At 73.3% G+C, this 14,628-nt stretch carries 14 protein-coding genes; 2 read left to right on the plus strand and 12 right to left on the minus strand.

Annotated elements, in window-relative coordinates:
- From NH339_RS13800 to hemL, 5 genes are all read right to left on the minus strand, one after another.
- Positions 1–510 (minus strand): cytochrome c biogenesis protein ResB (locus tag NH339_RS13800; RefSeq protein ID WP_253026292.1); only part of this gene is annotated, 510 nt, incomplete at its 3' end.
- On the minus strand, positions 510–1,256 hold the full coding sequence (locus tag NH339_RS13805; RefSeq protein ID WP_253026294.1) for a cytochrome c biogenesis CcdA family protein: 747 nt from the start codon (positions 1,254–1,256) through the stop codon (positions 510–512). The genes NH339_RS13800 and NH339_RS13805, both read right to left, overlap by 1 nt.
- Entirely contained in the window at positions 1,253–1,837 is a 585-nt protein-coding gene (locus tag NH339_RS13810) for a TlpA disulfide reductase family protein (protein ID WP_253026296.1), read from the minus strand. The genes NH339_RS13805 and NH339_RS13810 overlap by 4 nt, the downstream gene beginning before the upstream one ends.
- A 3-nt stretch (positions 1,838–1,840) precedes the next feature.
- Positions 1,841–2,497 (minus strand): histidine phosphatase family protein, encoded by a 657-nt coding sequence (locus tag NH339_RS13815; protein ID WP_067854547.1) that lies wholly within the window; start codon positions 2,495–2,497, stop codon positions 1,841–1,843.
- Positions 2,498–2,537: 40 nt separating this feature from the next.
- Positions 2,538–3,851: a glutamate-1-semialdehyde 2,1-aminomutase gene (gene hemL / locus NH339_RS13820; protein WP_253026298.1), complete on the minus strand. Its 1,314-nt coding sequence runs from the start codon at positions 3,849–3,851 to the stop codon at positions 2,538–2,540.
- A 212-nt stretch (positions 3,852–4,063) separates the two neighbouring features.
- Between hemL and NH339_RS13825 the strand changes: the two genes are divergently transcribed.
- Entirely contained in the window at positions 4,064–5,311 is a 1,248-nt protein-coding gene (locus tag NH339_RS13825; RefSeq protein WP_253026300.1) for a lytic transglycosylase domain-containing protein, read from the plus strand.
- A 574-nt stretch (positions 5,312–5,885) separates the two neighbouring features.
- On the opposite strand, the gene hemB is transcribed toward NH339_RS13825, so the two are convergent.
- From hemB to NH339_RS13860, 7 genes are all read right to left on the minus strand, one after another.
- The gene (hemB, locus tag NH339_RS13830) at positions 5,886–6,860 is read right to left on the minus strand and encodes a porphobilinogen synthase (protein ID WP_256475509.1); all 975 of its coding nucleotides are present in this window, start codon (positions 6,858–6,860) and stop codon (positions 5,886–5,888) included.
- Between the two features lie 40 nt (positions 6,861–6,900).
- Positions 6,901–8,574: a bifunctional uroporphyrinogen-III C-methyltransferase/uroporphyrinogen-III synthase gene (locus NH339_RS13835; RefSeq protein ID WP_253026304.1), complete on the minus strand. Its 1,674-nt coding sequence runs from the start codon at positions 8,572–8,574 to the stop codon at positions 6,901–6,903.
- Complete coding sequence (gene hemC, locus NH339_RS13840) at positions 8,571–9,530, minus strand: hydroxymethylbilane synthase (protein WP_253026306.1); 960 nt, start codon at positions 9,528–9,530, stop codon at positions 8,571–8,573. Before hemC ends, NH339_RS13835 begins: the two co-directional genes overlap by 4 nt.
- Complete coding sequence (locus tag NH339_RS13845) at positions 9,527–10,837, minus strand: glutamyl-tRNA reductase (RefSeq protein ID WP_253026308.1); 1,311 nt, start codon at positions 10,835–10,837, stop codon at positions 9,527–9,529. Before NH339_RS13845 ends, hemC begins: the two co-directional genes overlap by 4 nt.
- Positions 10,834–11,523, minus strand: coding sequence for a redox-sensing transcriptional repressor Rex (locus NH339_RS13850; protein ID WP_253026310.1), 690 nt, complete (start codon positions 11,521–11,523; stop codon positions 10,834–10,836). Before NH339_RS13850 ends, NH339_RS13845 begins: the two co-directional genes overlap by 4 nt.
- A 182-nt stretch (positions 11,524–11,705) precedes the next feature.
- Positions 11,706–12,044, minus strand: a complete 339-nt coding sequence (locus NH339_RS13855; protein ID WP_308207077.1) for a glutaredoxin family protein — start codon at positions 12,042–12,044, stop codon at positions 11,706–11,708.
- On the minus strand, positions 12,041–13,609 hold the full coding sequence (locus tag NH339_RS13860; protein ID WP_253026312.1) for an AMP-binding protein: 1,569 nt from the start codon (positions 13,607–13,609) through the stop codon (positions 12,041–12,043). Before NH339_RS13860 ends, NH339_RS13855 begins: the two co-directional genes overlap by 4 nt.
- Before the next feature lie 157 nt (positions 13,610–13,766).
- Here NH339_RS13860 and NH339_RS13865 point away from each other — a divergent pair.
- A partial coding sequence (locus tag NH339_RS13865) for an HAD family phosphatase (RefSeq protein ID WP_253026314.1) occupies positions 13,767–14,628 on the plus strand: 862 nt, incomplete at its 3' end.

The raw sequence follows: 14,628 nt of genomic DNA on the forward strand, positions 1-14,628 counted from the left end.
GTCGTCGCGGACCACGTCGACGCGGCTCGGCAGGAGTCGCGGACCGCGCAGCGCACCCCGCGCGACGGCGAGCACCTCCTCGACCTCGGCGTCGGTCTCGAAGGTGGCCGACGCCGGCAGCCGGTCGAAGTTGCGGGGGGCCCGCGGCGGACGCGCGCGCACCGACTTCAGGTAGACCTTCGTGCGCGGCAGGATGCAGCCGATGAGCGAGACCATCAGCAGCACGTACACCGCGCTGAACCACGGCGACGTGTAGGTGTGGAAGACGCCGAGCCGCTCCAGCCACGGCGAGAGGTCGGGGTGGCGGGCCTGGAACGCCTCGACCGCGCGGGCGTCGACACCACGCTGCGGCACGACCGATCCCGGGACCGCCGCGATGGCGAGCAGCAGCAGGAGCAGGAGCGCCGTGCGCATCGACGTCAGCTGGCGCCACGCCCACCGCAGCGTCTCGACCGGTCCGAGCGCCGGGGCGAGCTCCGCGGGCGCGCGGTCCTTGCGGGAGCGGGCCATCAGATCGCCGCCCCGTAGCCGCCGGCCCACGTCTGGAGCTGCACGACGACCGCGTCCCACACGCCCGTGACGAGCAGGACGCCGACCACGACGAGCAAGCCACCACCGACCCGCTGGAGGGTCTGCTGGTGGCGGCGCGCCCACCGGACGGCGTGCATGAACCGGCCGAAGCCGAGCGCCGCGAGCACGAACGGGACGCCGAGCCCGAGGCAGTAGACGAAGGTCAGGAACGCCCCTCGCTCGAGCGTGCCGGAGTTGTTCGCGAGGGTCAGCACCGCGCCCAGCGTCGGGCCGATGCAGGGCAGCCAGCCGAGGCCGAAGAACAGGCCGAGCAGCGGCGCGACCGCGACGCCCACCGCGGGCACGGCGTGCACCCGCACGTCGCGCTGCAGGATCGGCAGCACGCCGCTGAAGACGAGTCCGAGCACGATCACCACGATGCCCAGCACCACCGACATGACGCGTCGGTAGTCGTAGAGCTCCTGCCCGAGCGCCCCGAACAGGGCGCCGCCGGTCACGAACACCACCGTGAACCCGAGCACGAACAGCACCGACCCGAGCAGCAGCCTCGACCGACCCTTCGTCTCGAGGTCCTGCACACCGACCCCGCTGACGTAGGAGAGGTAGCCGGGCAGCAGGGGCAGCACGCACGGGGAGAAGAACGACACGAGCCCTGCCAGCACGGCGATGGGCACGGCCAGCAGCAGCGACCCCGACAGCACGGTGTCGGCGAACCAGTCGGTCACGAGGTGCTCGCCAGGACGTCGTCGAGGACGCCGGACAGCGTCGAGGCACGCAGCTCGGGGTCGATGACGCGGGCGGCCACCCGGCCCTTCGCGTCGATGACCCACGTGGTGGGGATGGCCTGCGACGGGAGGCTGTCGGCGAAGCCGAGCTGCTGGCGACCGTCGGAGTCGACGATGCTCGGGTAGGTCGTGCCGATCCGCTCCTCGAAGGCACGGGCGGCAGCGGTCTGGTCGCGCACGTTGAGACCCAGGAACTGCACGCCGCGGTCGGCGTACTGCTGGGCCACCTCCTCCAGCACCGGCGCCTCCTTGCGGCACGGCGGGCACCAGGAGCCCCAGACGTTGACCACGAGGGTCTTGCCGGCGAAGTCGGCCGAGCTGATGCTCTTGCCCTCGAGGTCCTCGCCCTCCAGCACCGGCGCGTCGGTGCGGTCCTCGACGGGGACCGACGTGACGAAGCGGCTGGCGCTGACGTAGCCGCCGGTGGACCCCTCCGTGCCACGGCCGGAGCACGCCGCGAGCACGACGAGGGCCAGGGCGAGGAGGACGGCGGAGCCGCGTCGGCGCAGGGAACGGCTCACGGCTCAGGCGCCCCCGACGAACTTCTTGCCGGCCTTCAGGGCGTCGGGCAGGAGGTCGCCGGCGGGCTCGGCGTACGTGAAGCCGACGTAGCGGTCGCCGTCGAAGGTGAGGCTGGTCAGGCTCGCGAGCGAGCACTGGCGGGTGCGCGGGTCGTGCACGAACGACTTCTTCTCGTAGGCCTGTCGCGCGATCCACACGGGGAGCTGGTGGGACACGATGACGGCCTCGTGCCCGCGGGCGGCGTCGCGGGCGTCGGCGACGGCAGCCTGCATGCGCGCGGCGATCTCGCGGTACGGCTCGCCCCACGACGGGCGGAACGGGTTGCGCAGCAGCCACCAGTTCTTGGGGTGCAGGAGCGCCTTCGGCTCGGCGCCGACCGTGCGGCCCTCGAACAGGTTGTCGGCCTCGATGACGCGGTCGTCGGTGGTGACCGGAGCCTCGAGCAGCTTGGCCAGCGGGGCCACGGTCTGCTGGGCGCGCTCGAGCGGGGAGGAGACCAGGTGCACGATCTCGTTCGTCGACAGGTGGTCGGCGGCGCGCTCGGCCATCTGGTGCCCGAGGTCCGACAGGTAGAACTCCGGGAGCCGTCCGTAGAGGACGCCCTGCGGGTTGTGCACCTCGCCGTGGCGCATCAGGTGGACGATGGTGCGTTCGCTCATGGGGATTTCCTCGCGGTGGACGGTGTGCCGTCGGGCTCGGTCAGGCCGGGGTGGCCGCCGCAGCGGCACGCGCGGCGGCGGGCAGGGCCTCGGCCATCCTAGTGAGTGCCTCGTCGTCGTGAGCCGCCGAGACGAACCACGACTCGTAGGCGCTCGGCGGCAGGTACACACCCGCGTCGAGCATGGCGTGGAAGAAGGCGGTGTAGCGGTGCGTCTCCTGGCGCTGCACGCCGGCGAAGTCGTGCACGGGCTCGGTCAGGCCCCACACGACGCTGAACATGCTGCCGACGTTCTGCACGACGTGCGGCACGCCCGCGTCGTCGAGCGCGGACGACACCAGCGTCCGGGCCTGGGCCGACCAGTCGTCGAGGCGGGCGTAGGCCGCATCGTCGGCGAGGCGCAGCGTGGCGAGCCCCGCGGTGGAGGCGACGGGGTTCCCGGCGAGGGTGCCCGCCTGGTACACCGGACCGCTCGGCGCGAGGAGGGCCATGACGTCGGCGCGCCCGCCGAACGCGGCTGCGGGGAACCCGCCGCCCATGACCTTGCCGAAGGTGAGGAGGTCGGGTCGCCAGCCCTCGTGGGCGCCGTCGAGCCCCCAGTGCCCGGAGCGGGTCACGCGGAAGCCGGTCATGACCTCGTCGCTGACGAGCAGCGCCCCGTGCGCGGCGCACGTCTCGGAGAGGAACTGGTTGAAGCCGGGCAACGGGGAGACGACGCCCATGTTGCCCGCCGCGGCCTCGGTGATGACGCAGGCGATCTCGTCGCCGTGCTCGGCGAACGCCGCGGTGACGGCGTCGCGGTCGTTGTAGGGCAGGACGATCGTGTCGGCCGTGACGTGCGCCGGGATGCCCGGTGAGCCGGGCAGGCCGAGCGTGACGACACCCGACCCCGCCTCGGCGAGCAGGGAGTCGACGTGACCGTGGTAGCAGCCGGCGAACTTCACGACCCGGGTGCGACCGGTGAACCCGCGGGCGAGGCGGATCGCCGACATCGTGGCCTCGGTGCCCGACGTGACCATGCGGACGAGGTCGACCGGCGTCCGGGCGACGATCTCCTCGGCGAGCTCCACCTCCGGCGGGCTGGGCGTGCCGAACGACGTGCCACGGCCGGCCGCCTCGGCGACCGCGGCGATGACCTGCGGGTGCGCGTGCCCGAGCAGCATCGGTCCCCAGGAGCCGACGAGGTCGAGGTAGCGCGTGCCGTCCGCGTCGTGCAGCCAGGCGCCCTGGGCCGACGTCATGAAGCGCGGCGTCCCGCCGACGGCTCGGAAGGCGCGCACCGGGGAGTTCACGCCACCCGGCGACACCTGGACGGCGCGGTCGAACCACTGCTGGGACTGCGGGGTGGAGGACATGGTCCCCATTGTCCCGGGTCGGGCCCAGCGCCGGGACGGCGGCAGGGGGCTCCTGCCGTCGGTCAGGCGTGCCGTACGAGCCACGCGGACGTAACCTGAGGGACACATCCGTCGTTGATGAGATGCAGGCCACATCCACGAGGGAGTGGTGGCCGGTAACATCTGGTTACTGTGACCGCCGCCACGGCGGTCGCGGGAGGGACACGAGACGTATGGGAGCACGGAAGCTCAGCCGCTGGCAGAAGGCCAGCGCCCTGGTGCCGATGAGTCTGCTGGTGGTCGCCTGGGGAGCGGCGATCAGCAACACGGGTCTGGCCACGGCCAGCGACCGGGTGAGCGCCGACGACATCCCCGACGTGCCGGCCACGGCGTTCGAGCAGCCGGCGAGCGTGCAGGCAGCGCCGCCGGGCGTCGACTCCCGCGCCGGCGCCAGCGGCACGCTGGCGACGCTGTCGACCAACGGCATCCCGACGGCCGCGCTGTCGGCGTACCGCCGTGCGGAGGAGCTGCTGGGCAAGGCCGACCCGTCCTGCAACCTGCCGTGGCACCTCGTCGCCGCGATCGGGCGGGTCGAGTCCAACCACGGTCGTACCGGCGGCAACGCGCTCGACGCGAAGGGCGTGGCGAAGCCGGGCATCTACGGGATCCCGCTCGACGGCCGCGACGGCATCGCCGAGATCCGCGACACCGACAACGGCGGGCTCGACGACGACGCCGTCTACGACCGCGCGGTCGGTCCGATGCAGTTCATCCCCGGCACGTGGCGCTCGGTGGGCGTCGACGCAGACGGTGACGGCAAGAAGGACCCGCAGAACATCAACGACGCCGCCACGGCGGCCGCCATCTACCTCTGCTCCGGCAGCGGCGACCTCTCCACGCAGGACGGCGCCGCCGCAGCGGTGCGCCGGTACAACAACTCCTCGGAGTACGTCGACCTGGTGCTGGGCATCAGCAAGGCGTACGCGAGCGGCGACTTCACCGCCACCCCGAACGGCACGTCGACCGGCTCGGTGCTGACCAGCCGCTCGTTCGACCAGACCCTGACCCCCGCCCAGCGTCGTGACGCGGCCAAGCAGGAGCAGAAGGTCCAGGAGTCGACGAAGAAGCCGCGCGGCGGCAGCTCCTCCGGCGGGTCCTCGGGCGGCACGTCCGGCGGCTCCACCGGAGGCTCGGGAGGCTCCTCGGGCGGTTCGTCCGGCGGCGGCTCGACGGGCGGCTCGGGCGGCTCCGGCGGCACGGGCGGCGGCTCCACCGGCGGTTCCGGTGGCGGCTCGACCGTCGGCGGTGCGGTGCAGGGTGCCGTGAAGGACACCCCCCTCGCGCCCATCACGAAGCCGGTGACCGACCTGCTCAGCGCCACCGAGGCGAACCTGCGCTGCGCCGTCGAGGTCTCCCTGCTCCCGGTCGACACCCACGCGGCCCGCTTCAAGGCCTGCATGGACAAGTACACGAAGGGCTGACCCGCCCCGACGACGAACCCCCGGCCGGTGGTCGGGGGTTCGTCGCGTCGAGGGGCCTCCCGGAAATCCCCATGGGTGCGTCGGCGTGGCTTCTCGTTGGGGTGAGGCTGCGCTGGCGCGGCTTCTCGTCGACGTGAGGCTGCGCTGGCGCGGCTGACGCTGGGTGTGGTCTCCGACAGGGGCCTCGACCGGGCGGCTGGGTGCGCGCTGGGTCGGGTTCTCGGGCTGTGGCCCACGTGGGACGCACGATCCCGCGTTCGTGCGTCGGAGGGCCAAGCCTTCTGCGTTTCCTACGGGATCCCGTCGCGAACGCAGAAGCGTTCGGGCTTCAGCGCACGAAGGAAGAATCGTGGGTGACCTTGGGGTGGATGGTGGCACACCTACCGTTCAGGGGGCGAGAACGCAGAATCGTGCCTCCACCCCGAACGCAACCCGCAGCCCGAGACCCCGGACCGGCGCCCGCCCAGCCGCCCGTCGAGGCCCTTGCGGAGACCACACCCACTCGAAGCCGCGCCGACGCAGCCCCGCCCGACCGGGAAGCCACGCCAACGCACCGGCCGACCGAGCCGAACGCTCAGGCGCGGCGGGCGATCTCCGCGGCCCAGTAGGTGAGGACGATGTCGGCGCCCGCGCGGCGGATGGAGGTGATCGTCTCCGAGACGGTGCGCTCGCGGTCGATCCACCCCTTCTCGGCCGCGGCCTCGACCATGGCGTACTCGCCCGACACGGTGTAGGCGGCGACGGGGAGGTCGACGGCGGCGCGGATCGACGCGACGAGGTCGAGGTAGGCGAGCGCCGGCTTCACCATGACGATGTCGGCGCCCTCGGCGACGTCGAGCAGGGTCTCGCGCAGCGCCTCGCGGGCGTTGCCCGGGTCCTGCTGGTACGTCGTGCGGTCGCCCTGCAAGGAGGAGTCGACCGCCTCGCGGAACGGTCCGTAGAACGCCGACGCGTACTTCGCGGCGTAGGCGAGGATCGCGACGTCGGTGTGCCCCGCGCCGTCGAGCGCCTCGCGCACCACCGCGACCTGGCCGTCCATCATGCCGCTCGGGCCGACGAGGTGGGCGCCCGACTCGGCCTGCACGACACCCATCCGACCGTAGATCTCCAGCGTCGCGTCGTTGTCGACGCGCCCCTGGTCGTCGAGCACGCCGCAGTGGCCGTGGTCGGTGAACTCGTCGAGGCACAGGTCGGCCATGACGAGCAGGTCGTCGCCGACCTCGTCACGGGCATCCGCCAGGGCGACGTTGAGGATGCCGTCCGGGTCGAGCGCCCCCGAGCCGACCGCGTCCTTGTGCTCGGGGACGCCGAACAGCATGACGCCGCCCAGGCCCAGACCGGCCGCCTCGCGCACCGCCTCACGGGCCGACGCACGCGTGTGCTGCACGACGCCCGGCATGCTCGCGATGGGCTTGGGCTCGGTGAGCCCCTCCCCCACGAACATCGGCAGGACCAGCTGCGACGGCTCCGTGCGCGTCTCGCGCACGAGCGCCCGCATGGCGGGCGTCGTGCGGAGACGGCGCGGTCGGTGGACGGGCGGTCGGCCCAGCGTCCGACGACCCAGCGACGGTCCGTCCTGGGACGTCACGTCAGGCCTTGCGCCGCGACGACGGCTTCTTCTGCGACGGCTTCAGCACCGGCTCCCCCGCCTCCAGGAAGGCGAGACGACGGGCGGCACCGAACTCGGCGAGCGCGTCCGCGAGGACGTCCGCCGACGGCTGCTCGGCGAGGACGTCGACCCGCAGGCCGTGCTCCTCCGCCGTCTGCGCCGTGGCCGGGCCGATGCACGCGATGATCGTCGACGCGTGCGGCTTGCCCGCGATGCCGACCAGGTTGCGCACCGTCGAGCTCGACGTGAACAGCACCGCGTCGAACTTGCCGGTCTTGATCGCCTCACGCGTCGGCGCCGGCGGCGGCGCCGCCCGGACGGTGCGGTAGGCGGTCACGTCGTCGACCTCCCAGCCGAGCTCCTGCAGACCGGCCACGAGCGTCTCAGTGGCGATGTCGGCGCGCGGCAGGAACACCCGGTTGATCGGGTCGAGCAGCTCGTCGAACGGCGGCCACTCCTCGACCAGGCCGCGAGCCGACTGCTCGCCGGTCGGCACGAGGTCGGCGCGGATGCCCCACGTGCTGATCGCCTCGGCGGTCTTCTCGCCGACGGCGGCGATCTTCAGGCCCGAGAACGCGCGCGCGTCGAGGCCGTACTCCTCGAACTTCTCGCGCACGGCCTTCACGGCGTTCGCGCTGGTGAACGCGACCCACTCGTAGCGGCCCTCGACGAGCCCGCGGACGGCCTTGTCCATCTGCTGCGGGTTGCGGGGCGGCTCGACGGAGATCGTCGGCACCTCCTCCGACACCGCGCCGTAGGAGCGCAGGCGTGCGGCCAGGCCGGCCGACTGCTCCTTGGTGCGCGGCACGAGCACGCGCCAGCCGTACAGCGGCTTCGTCTCGAACCACGACAGCGCCTCGCGCATCGCGACGACCTCACCGACGACGGTGATCGCCGGCGACGTCATGGCCGCGGCCTTCGCGTCGACGGCGATGTCGGCGAGCGTCGACACGACGGTCGTCTGCTCGGTCGTGGTGCCGACGCGGGTCATGGCGACGGGCGTCTCCGGGGAGCGTCCCGCCTCGATCAGGCCGGCAGCGGCCTCACCGATGCGCGCGACCGCGGACAGCAGCACGAGCGTGTCGGTGCCGGCGTGGTCGGCCCACGTGATGGTGGCGTCGCCGACGCTGACCACGCGGTACTGGCGGTGCGCCTTGTTCGTCAGCGGCACGCCCGCGTAGGCGGGGACGCCGGTGACGGACGAGACGCCGGGCACGATCTCGAAGGCGATGCCGGCCTTCGCGCACGCGGCCGCCTCCTCGGGCGCCGTGGCGTACGTGAACGGGTCGCCGCTGACGAGACGCACGACGTGCGCGCCGGTCTTGGCGTGCCGGACGACGAGGCGGGCGCGCGCGGCGTGGGTGAGGGCGGTGCCGTCCTCACCGACGCCGCCGTCCACGACCTCGACGCCCTCGGGCACGAGGGCAGCCTGTTCGGGCTGCTCGATGATGGCGACGTCGGCCTCGGCGATGAGCTCGGCCGCGCGGACGGTCAGCAGGCTGGCGTCGCCCGGACCGGTGCCGACGAAGCTGACGTGCCCCAGCGGCTTCGGGCTCCGCTTGGGGGCGGTGTCCTGCTTCGCGGGTGCCTCGACGGTGGCGGTGGTGGGTGGTGTCACGGTGTCGGTCTTCTTCCTGGACTGCCGGGTGGTCATGAGGTGGATCCGATCGATGTGCCGGACGGGGTGTCGGCCATCAGCTCGGACGCACCTTCGGCGAGCATCTCGGCAGCGAGACGTTCGCCGACCGCTGCCGGCTCGCTGAGCGGGCCGGAGGCGGACAGGCGGATGGTGGGTGAGCCGGAGGGGTCTCCGACCACGGCGCGCAGCCACAGCTCGTCGCCGTCGTCTCCCCAGACGACGTCGGCGAGCGCACCGACGGGTGCGCTGCACCCTGCCTCCAGCGCGGAGAGCAGGGAACGTTCGGCGGTGACGGCGGCCCGGGTGTCCGGGTCGTCGAGCACGGCGAGGATCGTAGCGGTCTCGGCGTCGTCGGCGCGACACTCGCAGGCCAGGGCGCCCTGGCCCGGGGCCGGGAGCACCTGGATCGGGTCGAGCACCTCGGTGGCCTCGTCCTCACGCCCCAGACGCAGGAGCCCGGCACGGGCCAGGACGACGGCGTCGAGCTCGCCCGACGTGACCTTGCCGATGCGGGTGTCGACGTTGCCACGCACGGGCACGATCTCGACGCCGAGCCCCAGCGCGTTGAGCTGTGCGGCGCGACGCGGCGAGCCGGTGCCCACCCGGGAGCCGTGCGGCAGCTCGCCGAGGGTGAGACCGTCGCGCGCGACGAGCACGTCGCGCGGGTCTTCCCGCGACGTGACGGCCGCGAGGGTCAGAGCCGGGTCGGGCGTCGTCGGCAGGTCCTTGAGCGAGTGCACCGCGAGGTCGACGCGACCCTCCAGCACCGCCTCGCGCAGGGCCGCGACGAACACGCCCGTGCCGCCGATCTGGGTGAGGGGGGCCTGGTTCCGGTCGCCCTCGGTACTGACCGTCACGAGCTGGACCTCGACGCCGGTCAGCTCGGTGATGCGGGCGGCCACCTGCCCCGACTGGGTGGTGGCGAGGGCGCTGGCACGGGTGCCGAGACGCAGGGGGGCGCGGTCGCTCATCCCTTGCCTCCCTTCACCTGGGTGACGGCGTCGACCGTGGCCGGGTCGAGCGCGAAGAGGTCCGACAGCGCGTCGGCGTACGTGAGCCCGGCAGGACCGTCCACGAGCTGCTGGACGCGCACCGTCGGCGCGTGGATCAGCTTGTCCGCGACCCGCTTCAGCGCGATCCGGACCTGCTCGACCTGCTCCGGCCCGAGACCGTCGAGACGGCCCAGCAGGCGCGCCGTCTCGGCCTCGACCACCTCGGTGGCCATGCTGCGCAGCGCCTTCACGGTCGGCGTCACACGCGACTGGGCCTTGGCGGCCAGGAAGCTGCGCACCTCGTCGGCGACGATCGCGCGCACCTGGTCGACGTCACCGGCCAGCTCGGCGTTCTCCGAGCGCGCGGCGAGCGTGACCAGGTCGATGACCGTCACCCCGTCGAGCTCGCCCACGCCGGGGGCCACGTCACGCGGCAGCGCCAGGTCGACGAACACCATCTCCTCGGACCGGCGACCACCCCGGGCGAGGGCAGCGGCGACCCGGTCGGTCTCGAAGACCGAGCCGGCCGCGCCGGTACAGCTGATGACGACGTCGGCGGCCGCCAGCTCGACGTCGAGCGCCTCCCAGCGGACGGCGCTCACGCCGAACGTGGCGACCAGCTCGTAGGCGCGCTGAAACGTGCGGTTCGCGACCATGATGCGGCGCGGCTCGACACCCCGCTCCACGAGCGTGCGGACGGCGAGGCTGGCCATCGTGCCCGCACCGGCCACCAGGAACCGGGTGTCGGGCTCGAGCACCACGTCGCCCACGGCGTCGAGGCCGGCCGTCACGGTCGACGGCGCCAACCGGTCGATCCCGGTCTCCGCGTGCCCCCGCTTGCCGATCCGCAGCGCCTGCTGGAACAGCGCGTTCAGCGCCGAGCCGACCGTCGACTCCGCCTGCCCCGTGTGCAGCGCCTGACGCACCTGGCCCAGGATCTGGCTCTCGCCGAGGATCATCGAGTCCATCCCCGCCGCCACCGAGAACAGGTGCGCGACCGCGGAGTCGTCGTAGTGCACGTACGCGTGCGACACGAGGTCCTCGCGCCCGAGCCCCGCGTGCTCGGCCAGCAGGTGCGAGACGTCCTCCAGGGCGTTGTGGAAACGGTCGGCCTCCACGTACACCTCGACCCGGTTGCACGTGGAGATGACGGCGGCCTCCGTGACCGACGCGGTCTCCAGCGCCCGGTGCGCGAGCTTCACCGCCGCGTCGGTGTCGAGCGACGCGCGCTCCAGCACGTCGATCGGGGCCGACCGGTGGGACATACCCACCACCAACACGCTCATGGCTTCTCCGCCTTCCGCTGCTCGTGGTACGCGAGGATCTGCAGCTCGACCGAGAGGTCGACCTTGCGCACCTGCACGTGGGGCGGCACCTGCAGCACGGCAGGTGCGAAGTTGAGGATGCTCGTGACACCGGCGGCGACCAGGCGGTCGGCGACGTCCTGCGCGGCCTCGCCGGGCACCGCGACCACGGCGATCGCGATGGCGTGCTCCGCGACGACGGCGTCGAGCACGTCGAGCGGACGCACCTCGACGTCGCCGACCGTGCTGCCGACGCGGGACGGGTCGGTGTCGAGGACGGCCGCCACGCGGATGCCGCGCGGCGCGAAGCCGCCGTAGGTCGAGAGGGCCGAGCCGAGGTTGCCGGCACCGACGATGACGACGTCCCACGTCTGCGTCTGCCCGAGGCCCCGCGCGATCTGGTACTGCAGGTACTCGACGTCGTAGCCGACGCCGCGGGTGCCGTAAGAGCCGAGGTGGGAGAGGTCCTTGCGCACCTTCGCGGGGTTCACGCCCGCCGCCTCGGCGAGCTCGACCGACGAGCAGGTCGCGGCGCCCGCGTCGGCGAACGTCTGCAGCACCCGCAGGTACAGCGGCAGGCGGGCGAGCGTCGCGTCAGGGACGTCGCGGGTCGCCGATGCCGCCGCGGGATCGGGGGTCCCGGCCGGGGTCTCGCGCAGAAGGGTCACGGTGCTCCATCGCGCCGCAAAGGATTCACCCGACGTGGGCGGGCAGCGCAGGGATCAGTTTACGAGCTTGTGAACGACGGAACAAAATCGACGACGGGGGTGGGTGGGATTCCTCACACGCGACGTGGTAGTACGGCGCCGCGCCTCACCGGCGCGCCTCGCCCGCCACGCCCGCTCGCCGCTCAGGGAGCCGGGCGCTCGAGCGCCGCGACCAGCCGGGCCGGCGTCACCCGGAAGAAGTCGTGCTGACGGCCGTCGACGAACACCACCGGCACCATCGCGTGGAAGAGACGGACGAGCTCGGGATCGGTGTCGACGTCGACCCGCGCCCAGTCGCTGCCCTGCTCGGCACAGACCCGCTCGACCTCCGCCTCGGCGGTCTCGCACAGGTGGCAGCCCGCGCGGCTGTAGACGACCACGCGGGCGTCGTGCGCGTGCGGCACGGGGGCGCCGGACCCCGGCGGCGCAGGGGCGGCCTGCGGGTCGTCGGGCGACCCGGGGCGGCGGCGGAACAGGCTCATCGGGCCTGGAGGCCGAGGTCCTGGCTGCGCGCGAGCGCCCGCAGCCGACCCTTGGCGACCTTGCCGGTGGCGGAGTGCGGCAGTCCCTCGACCACGACGACCTGGCGCGGCTGCTTGAACCGGGCCAGCCGCGTGGAGCAGTGCTCCAGCACGCGGGCCTCGAGCCCGTCGGTCGCTGCACCGTCCGTCGCGACGACGAACGCCACGACCGCCTCGCCGGTCTGCTCGTCGGGGAGACCGACGACCGCCACCTCGGCGACGTCGTCGAGCTCGGCGACGACGAGCTCGACCTCGGCCGGGTAGACGTTGAACCCCGACACGATCACGAGCTCGCGGACCCGGTCGACCAGCGTCAGGTCGCCGGCGTCGTCGAGGTACCCGATGTCGCCCGTCGGGTACCAGCCGTCGTCGCGCGGGCCGTCGGACCCGTCGGGCCAGTAGCCGGAGAAGAGGTTGCGTCCACGCACCCACACCTCGGCCGGGTCACCGGGCTCGGCGTCCTGACCGCTGGTGTCGACGAGGCGCAGCTCGACGCCCGGCAGCGGACGTCCGACGGAGCCGGGCCGCGGCGGCACGCCGTCCGGGCGGCCCGACGCGAGCGTCGCCGTGATGACGGGGGCCGTCTCGGTGAGCCCGTAGCCCTGCTCGACGACGTGCCCCGACGACGCCGCGAACTCCGCGGCGAGCTCGGGGTCGAGCGTGGAGGCACCGCTCAGCACGTGCTTGACCCCGGCCAGGTGCTCGCGCAGGTCGGCACGACCCGCCCACGCGGCGACGACCGGAGGGGCGAGGGCCACGTTCGTGACGCCCTCGTCGCGGATCGTGCGCAGCAGGCCGGCCGGGTCGAAGCCGTCGACCATGACGACCCGCGCGCCCTGCCGCACGGCCTGGCCGAGCACGGCGTTCAGCCCGTAGATGTGGAACATGGGCAGCAGGCCGAGCACGACGTCGTCGGGCGTGACGATCGGGGGCTCGACCGCCGCGGTCTGCTCGATGTTGGCGAGCAGGGCACGGTGCGTGAGGATCGCGCCCCTCGGCCTGCCGCTCGTGCCGGAGGTGTAGAGCACCACCGCCGGCGCCTCCTCGTCGCGGGGCGCGGCCGGCTCCACGTCGGGGGCGTCGCGCAGGAGACGGTCGAACGCGACCTCGCCCTCGCGCCGCGGGGTGCCGTCGACGACGACCAGGACGTCGAGGTCGGCCACCGCGGCACGCACCTGCTCCACGGCGCTCTCGTCGCACAGCACGACCCGCGCGCCGGAGTCGGCCAGCATGCGGCCGATCTCGCGCTCGGTCGATCGCGGGTTGACGGGCACGGCGACCATCCCGCCGCGCAGGATCCCGAAGTAGGCGACGGCGAGGTCGATCCGGTTGGCCATGACGAGCGCGACACGGTGCCCGGCGCGCAGGCCGACGCCGCTCAGCGCGCGGGAGGCGGCGTCGACGTCGGCGTCGAGCTGCGCCCACGTGCGCTCCTGCCGCCCGCCGCGGTGCTGGACGAGGGCCACGGCCTCGGGCGAGCGTCGCGCGGCGGCGCTGACCAGCGCGGACACGTTCGAGGAGGTCACGATGCGAGTCAACCACAGACGGCCAGCCCCCCGCGCCCCTCTCCCGCCCCCTCCCCCTCCCCGCGTTTTGTGGACCTGACGTCGGTTTTCGCGCCCGATTCCGTCATCGAGTCCACAAAACGTGGGGAGGGGACGAGGAACCCGATAGGTTCGGGTCATGTCCAGCCAGCGGGTCCCCCGGCCGGGGCCGAACCTGCGGTCGCGGTCGGTGCTCGCCGGCCAGGCGGCGGCGGCCGCGAGCGAGGTCGAGCACTGGCTCGCCCCCGATCCCGACCCCGACGCCGCAGCCTTCTTCGACGTCGACAACACGATCATGCAGGGCGCGTCGATCTACCACTTCGCGCGCGGGCTGCACCAGCGCGACTTCTTCACCACGGGCGACATCGTCAAGGCCGCGTGGCAGCAGGTCTACTTCCGCCTGGCCGGCGTCGAGGACCCCGAGCACATCGCGAAGGCCCGCTCCTCGGCGCTCGCGTTCATCGCGGGACACGACGTGTCCGAGCTGGAGGAGATCGGCGAGCAGATCTTCGACGAGCACATGGCGCACAAGATCTGGCCCGGCACCCGCGCACTGGCCCAGCAGCACCTCGACGCCGGGCAGCGGGTCTGGCTCGTGACCGCCGCGCCCATCGAGATCGCCGCGGTCATCGCCCGACGCCTCGGCCTCACCGGCGCCCTCGGCACCGTGGCCGAGCACGTCGACGGCACCTACACCGGCGAGCTGGTCGGCGAGCTGCTGCACGGCGAGGGCAAGGCCGTCGCCGTGCGGGCGATCGCCGAGCGCGAGGGCCTCGACCTCGAGCGCTGCTACGCCTACTCCGACTCCAGCAACGACCTGCCGATGCTCTCGCTGGTGGGCCACCCCTGTGCGATCAACCCCGACCCGCGGCTCCGCGCCCACGCGAAGGCGCAGGGCTGGGACGTGCGCGACTACCGCACCGGGCGCAAGGTCGCGCTCGCCGGCACGCGCGCCGCCGGGGTCGCCGTCGCGGGAGCCGCCGCCTGGCAGGCGGTCCGCA

Origin of the sequence: Aeromicrobium sp. CnD17-E, from assembly GCF_024124745.1 — a bacterium.
Lineage (GTDB): Bacteria > Actinomycetota > Actinomycetes > Propionibacteriales > Nocardioidaceae > Aeromicrobium.

Excerpts from the sequence above, each read along its gene's own strand:
- NH339_RS13845 (WP_253026308.1), bottom strand. The coding sequence starts at position 10,837 with ATGAGCGTGTTGGTGGTGGGTATGTCCCACCGGTCGGCCCCGATCGAC.
- hemC (WP_253026306.1), bottom strand. The coding sequence starts at position 9,530 with ATGAGCGACCGCGCCCCCCTGCGTCTCGGCACCCGTGCCAGCGCCCTC.
- NH339_RS13855 (WP_308207077.1), bottom strand. The coding sequence starts at position 12,044 with ATGAGCCTGTTCCGCCGCCGCCCCGGGTCGCCCGACGACCCGCAGGCC.
- NH339_RS13835 (WP_253026304.1), bottom strand. The coding sequence starts at position 8,574 with ATGACCACCCGGCAGTCCAGGAAGAAGACCGACACCGTGACACCACCC.
- hemL (WP_253026298.1), bottom strand. The coding sequence starts at position 3,851 with ATGTCCTCCACCCCGCAGTCCCAGCAGTGGTTCGACCGCGCCGTCCAG.
- NH339_RS13825 (WP_253026300.1), top strand. The coding sequence starts at position 4,064 with ATGGGAGCACGGAAGCTCAGCCGCTGGCAGAAGGCCAGCGCCCTGGTG.
- NH339_RS13815 (WP_067854547.1), bottom strand. The coding sequence starts at position 2,497 with ATGAGCGAACGCACCATCGTCCACCTGATGCGCCACGGCGAGGTGCAC.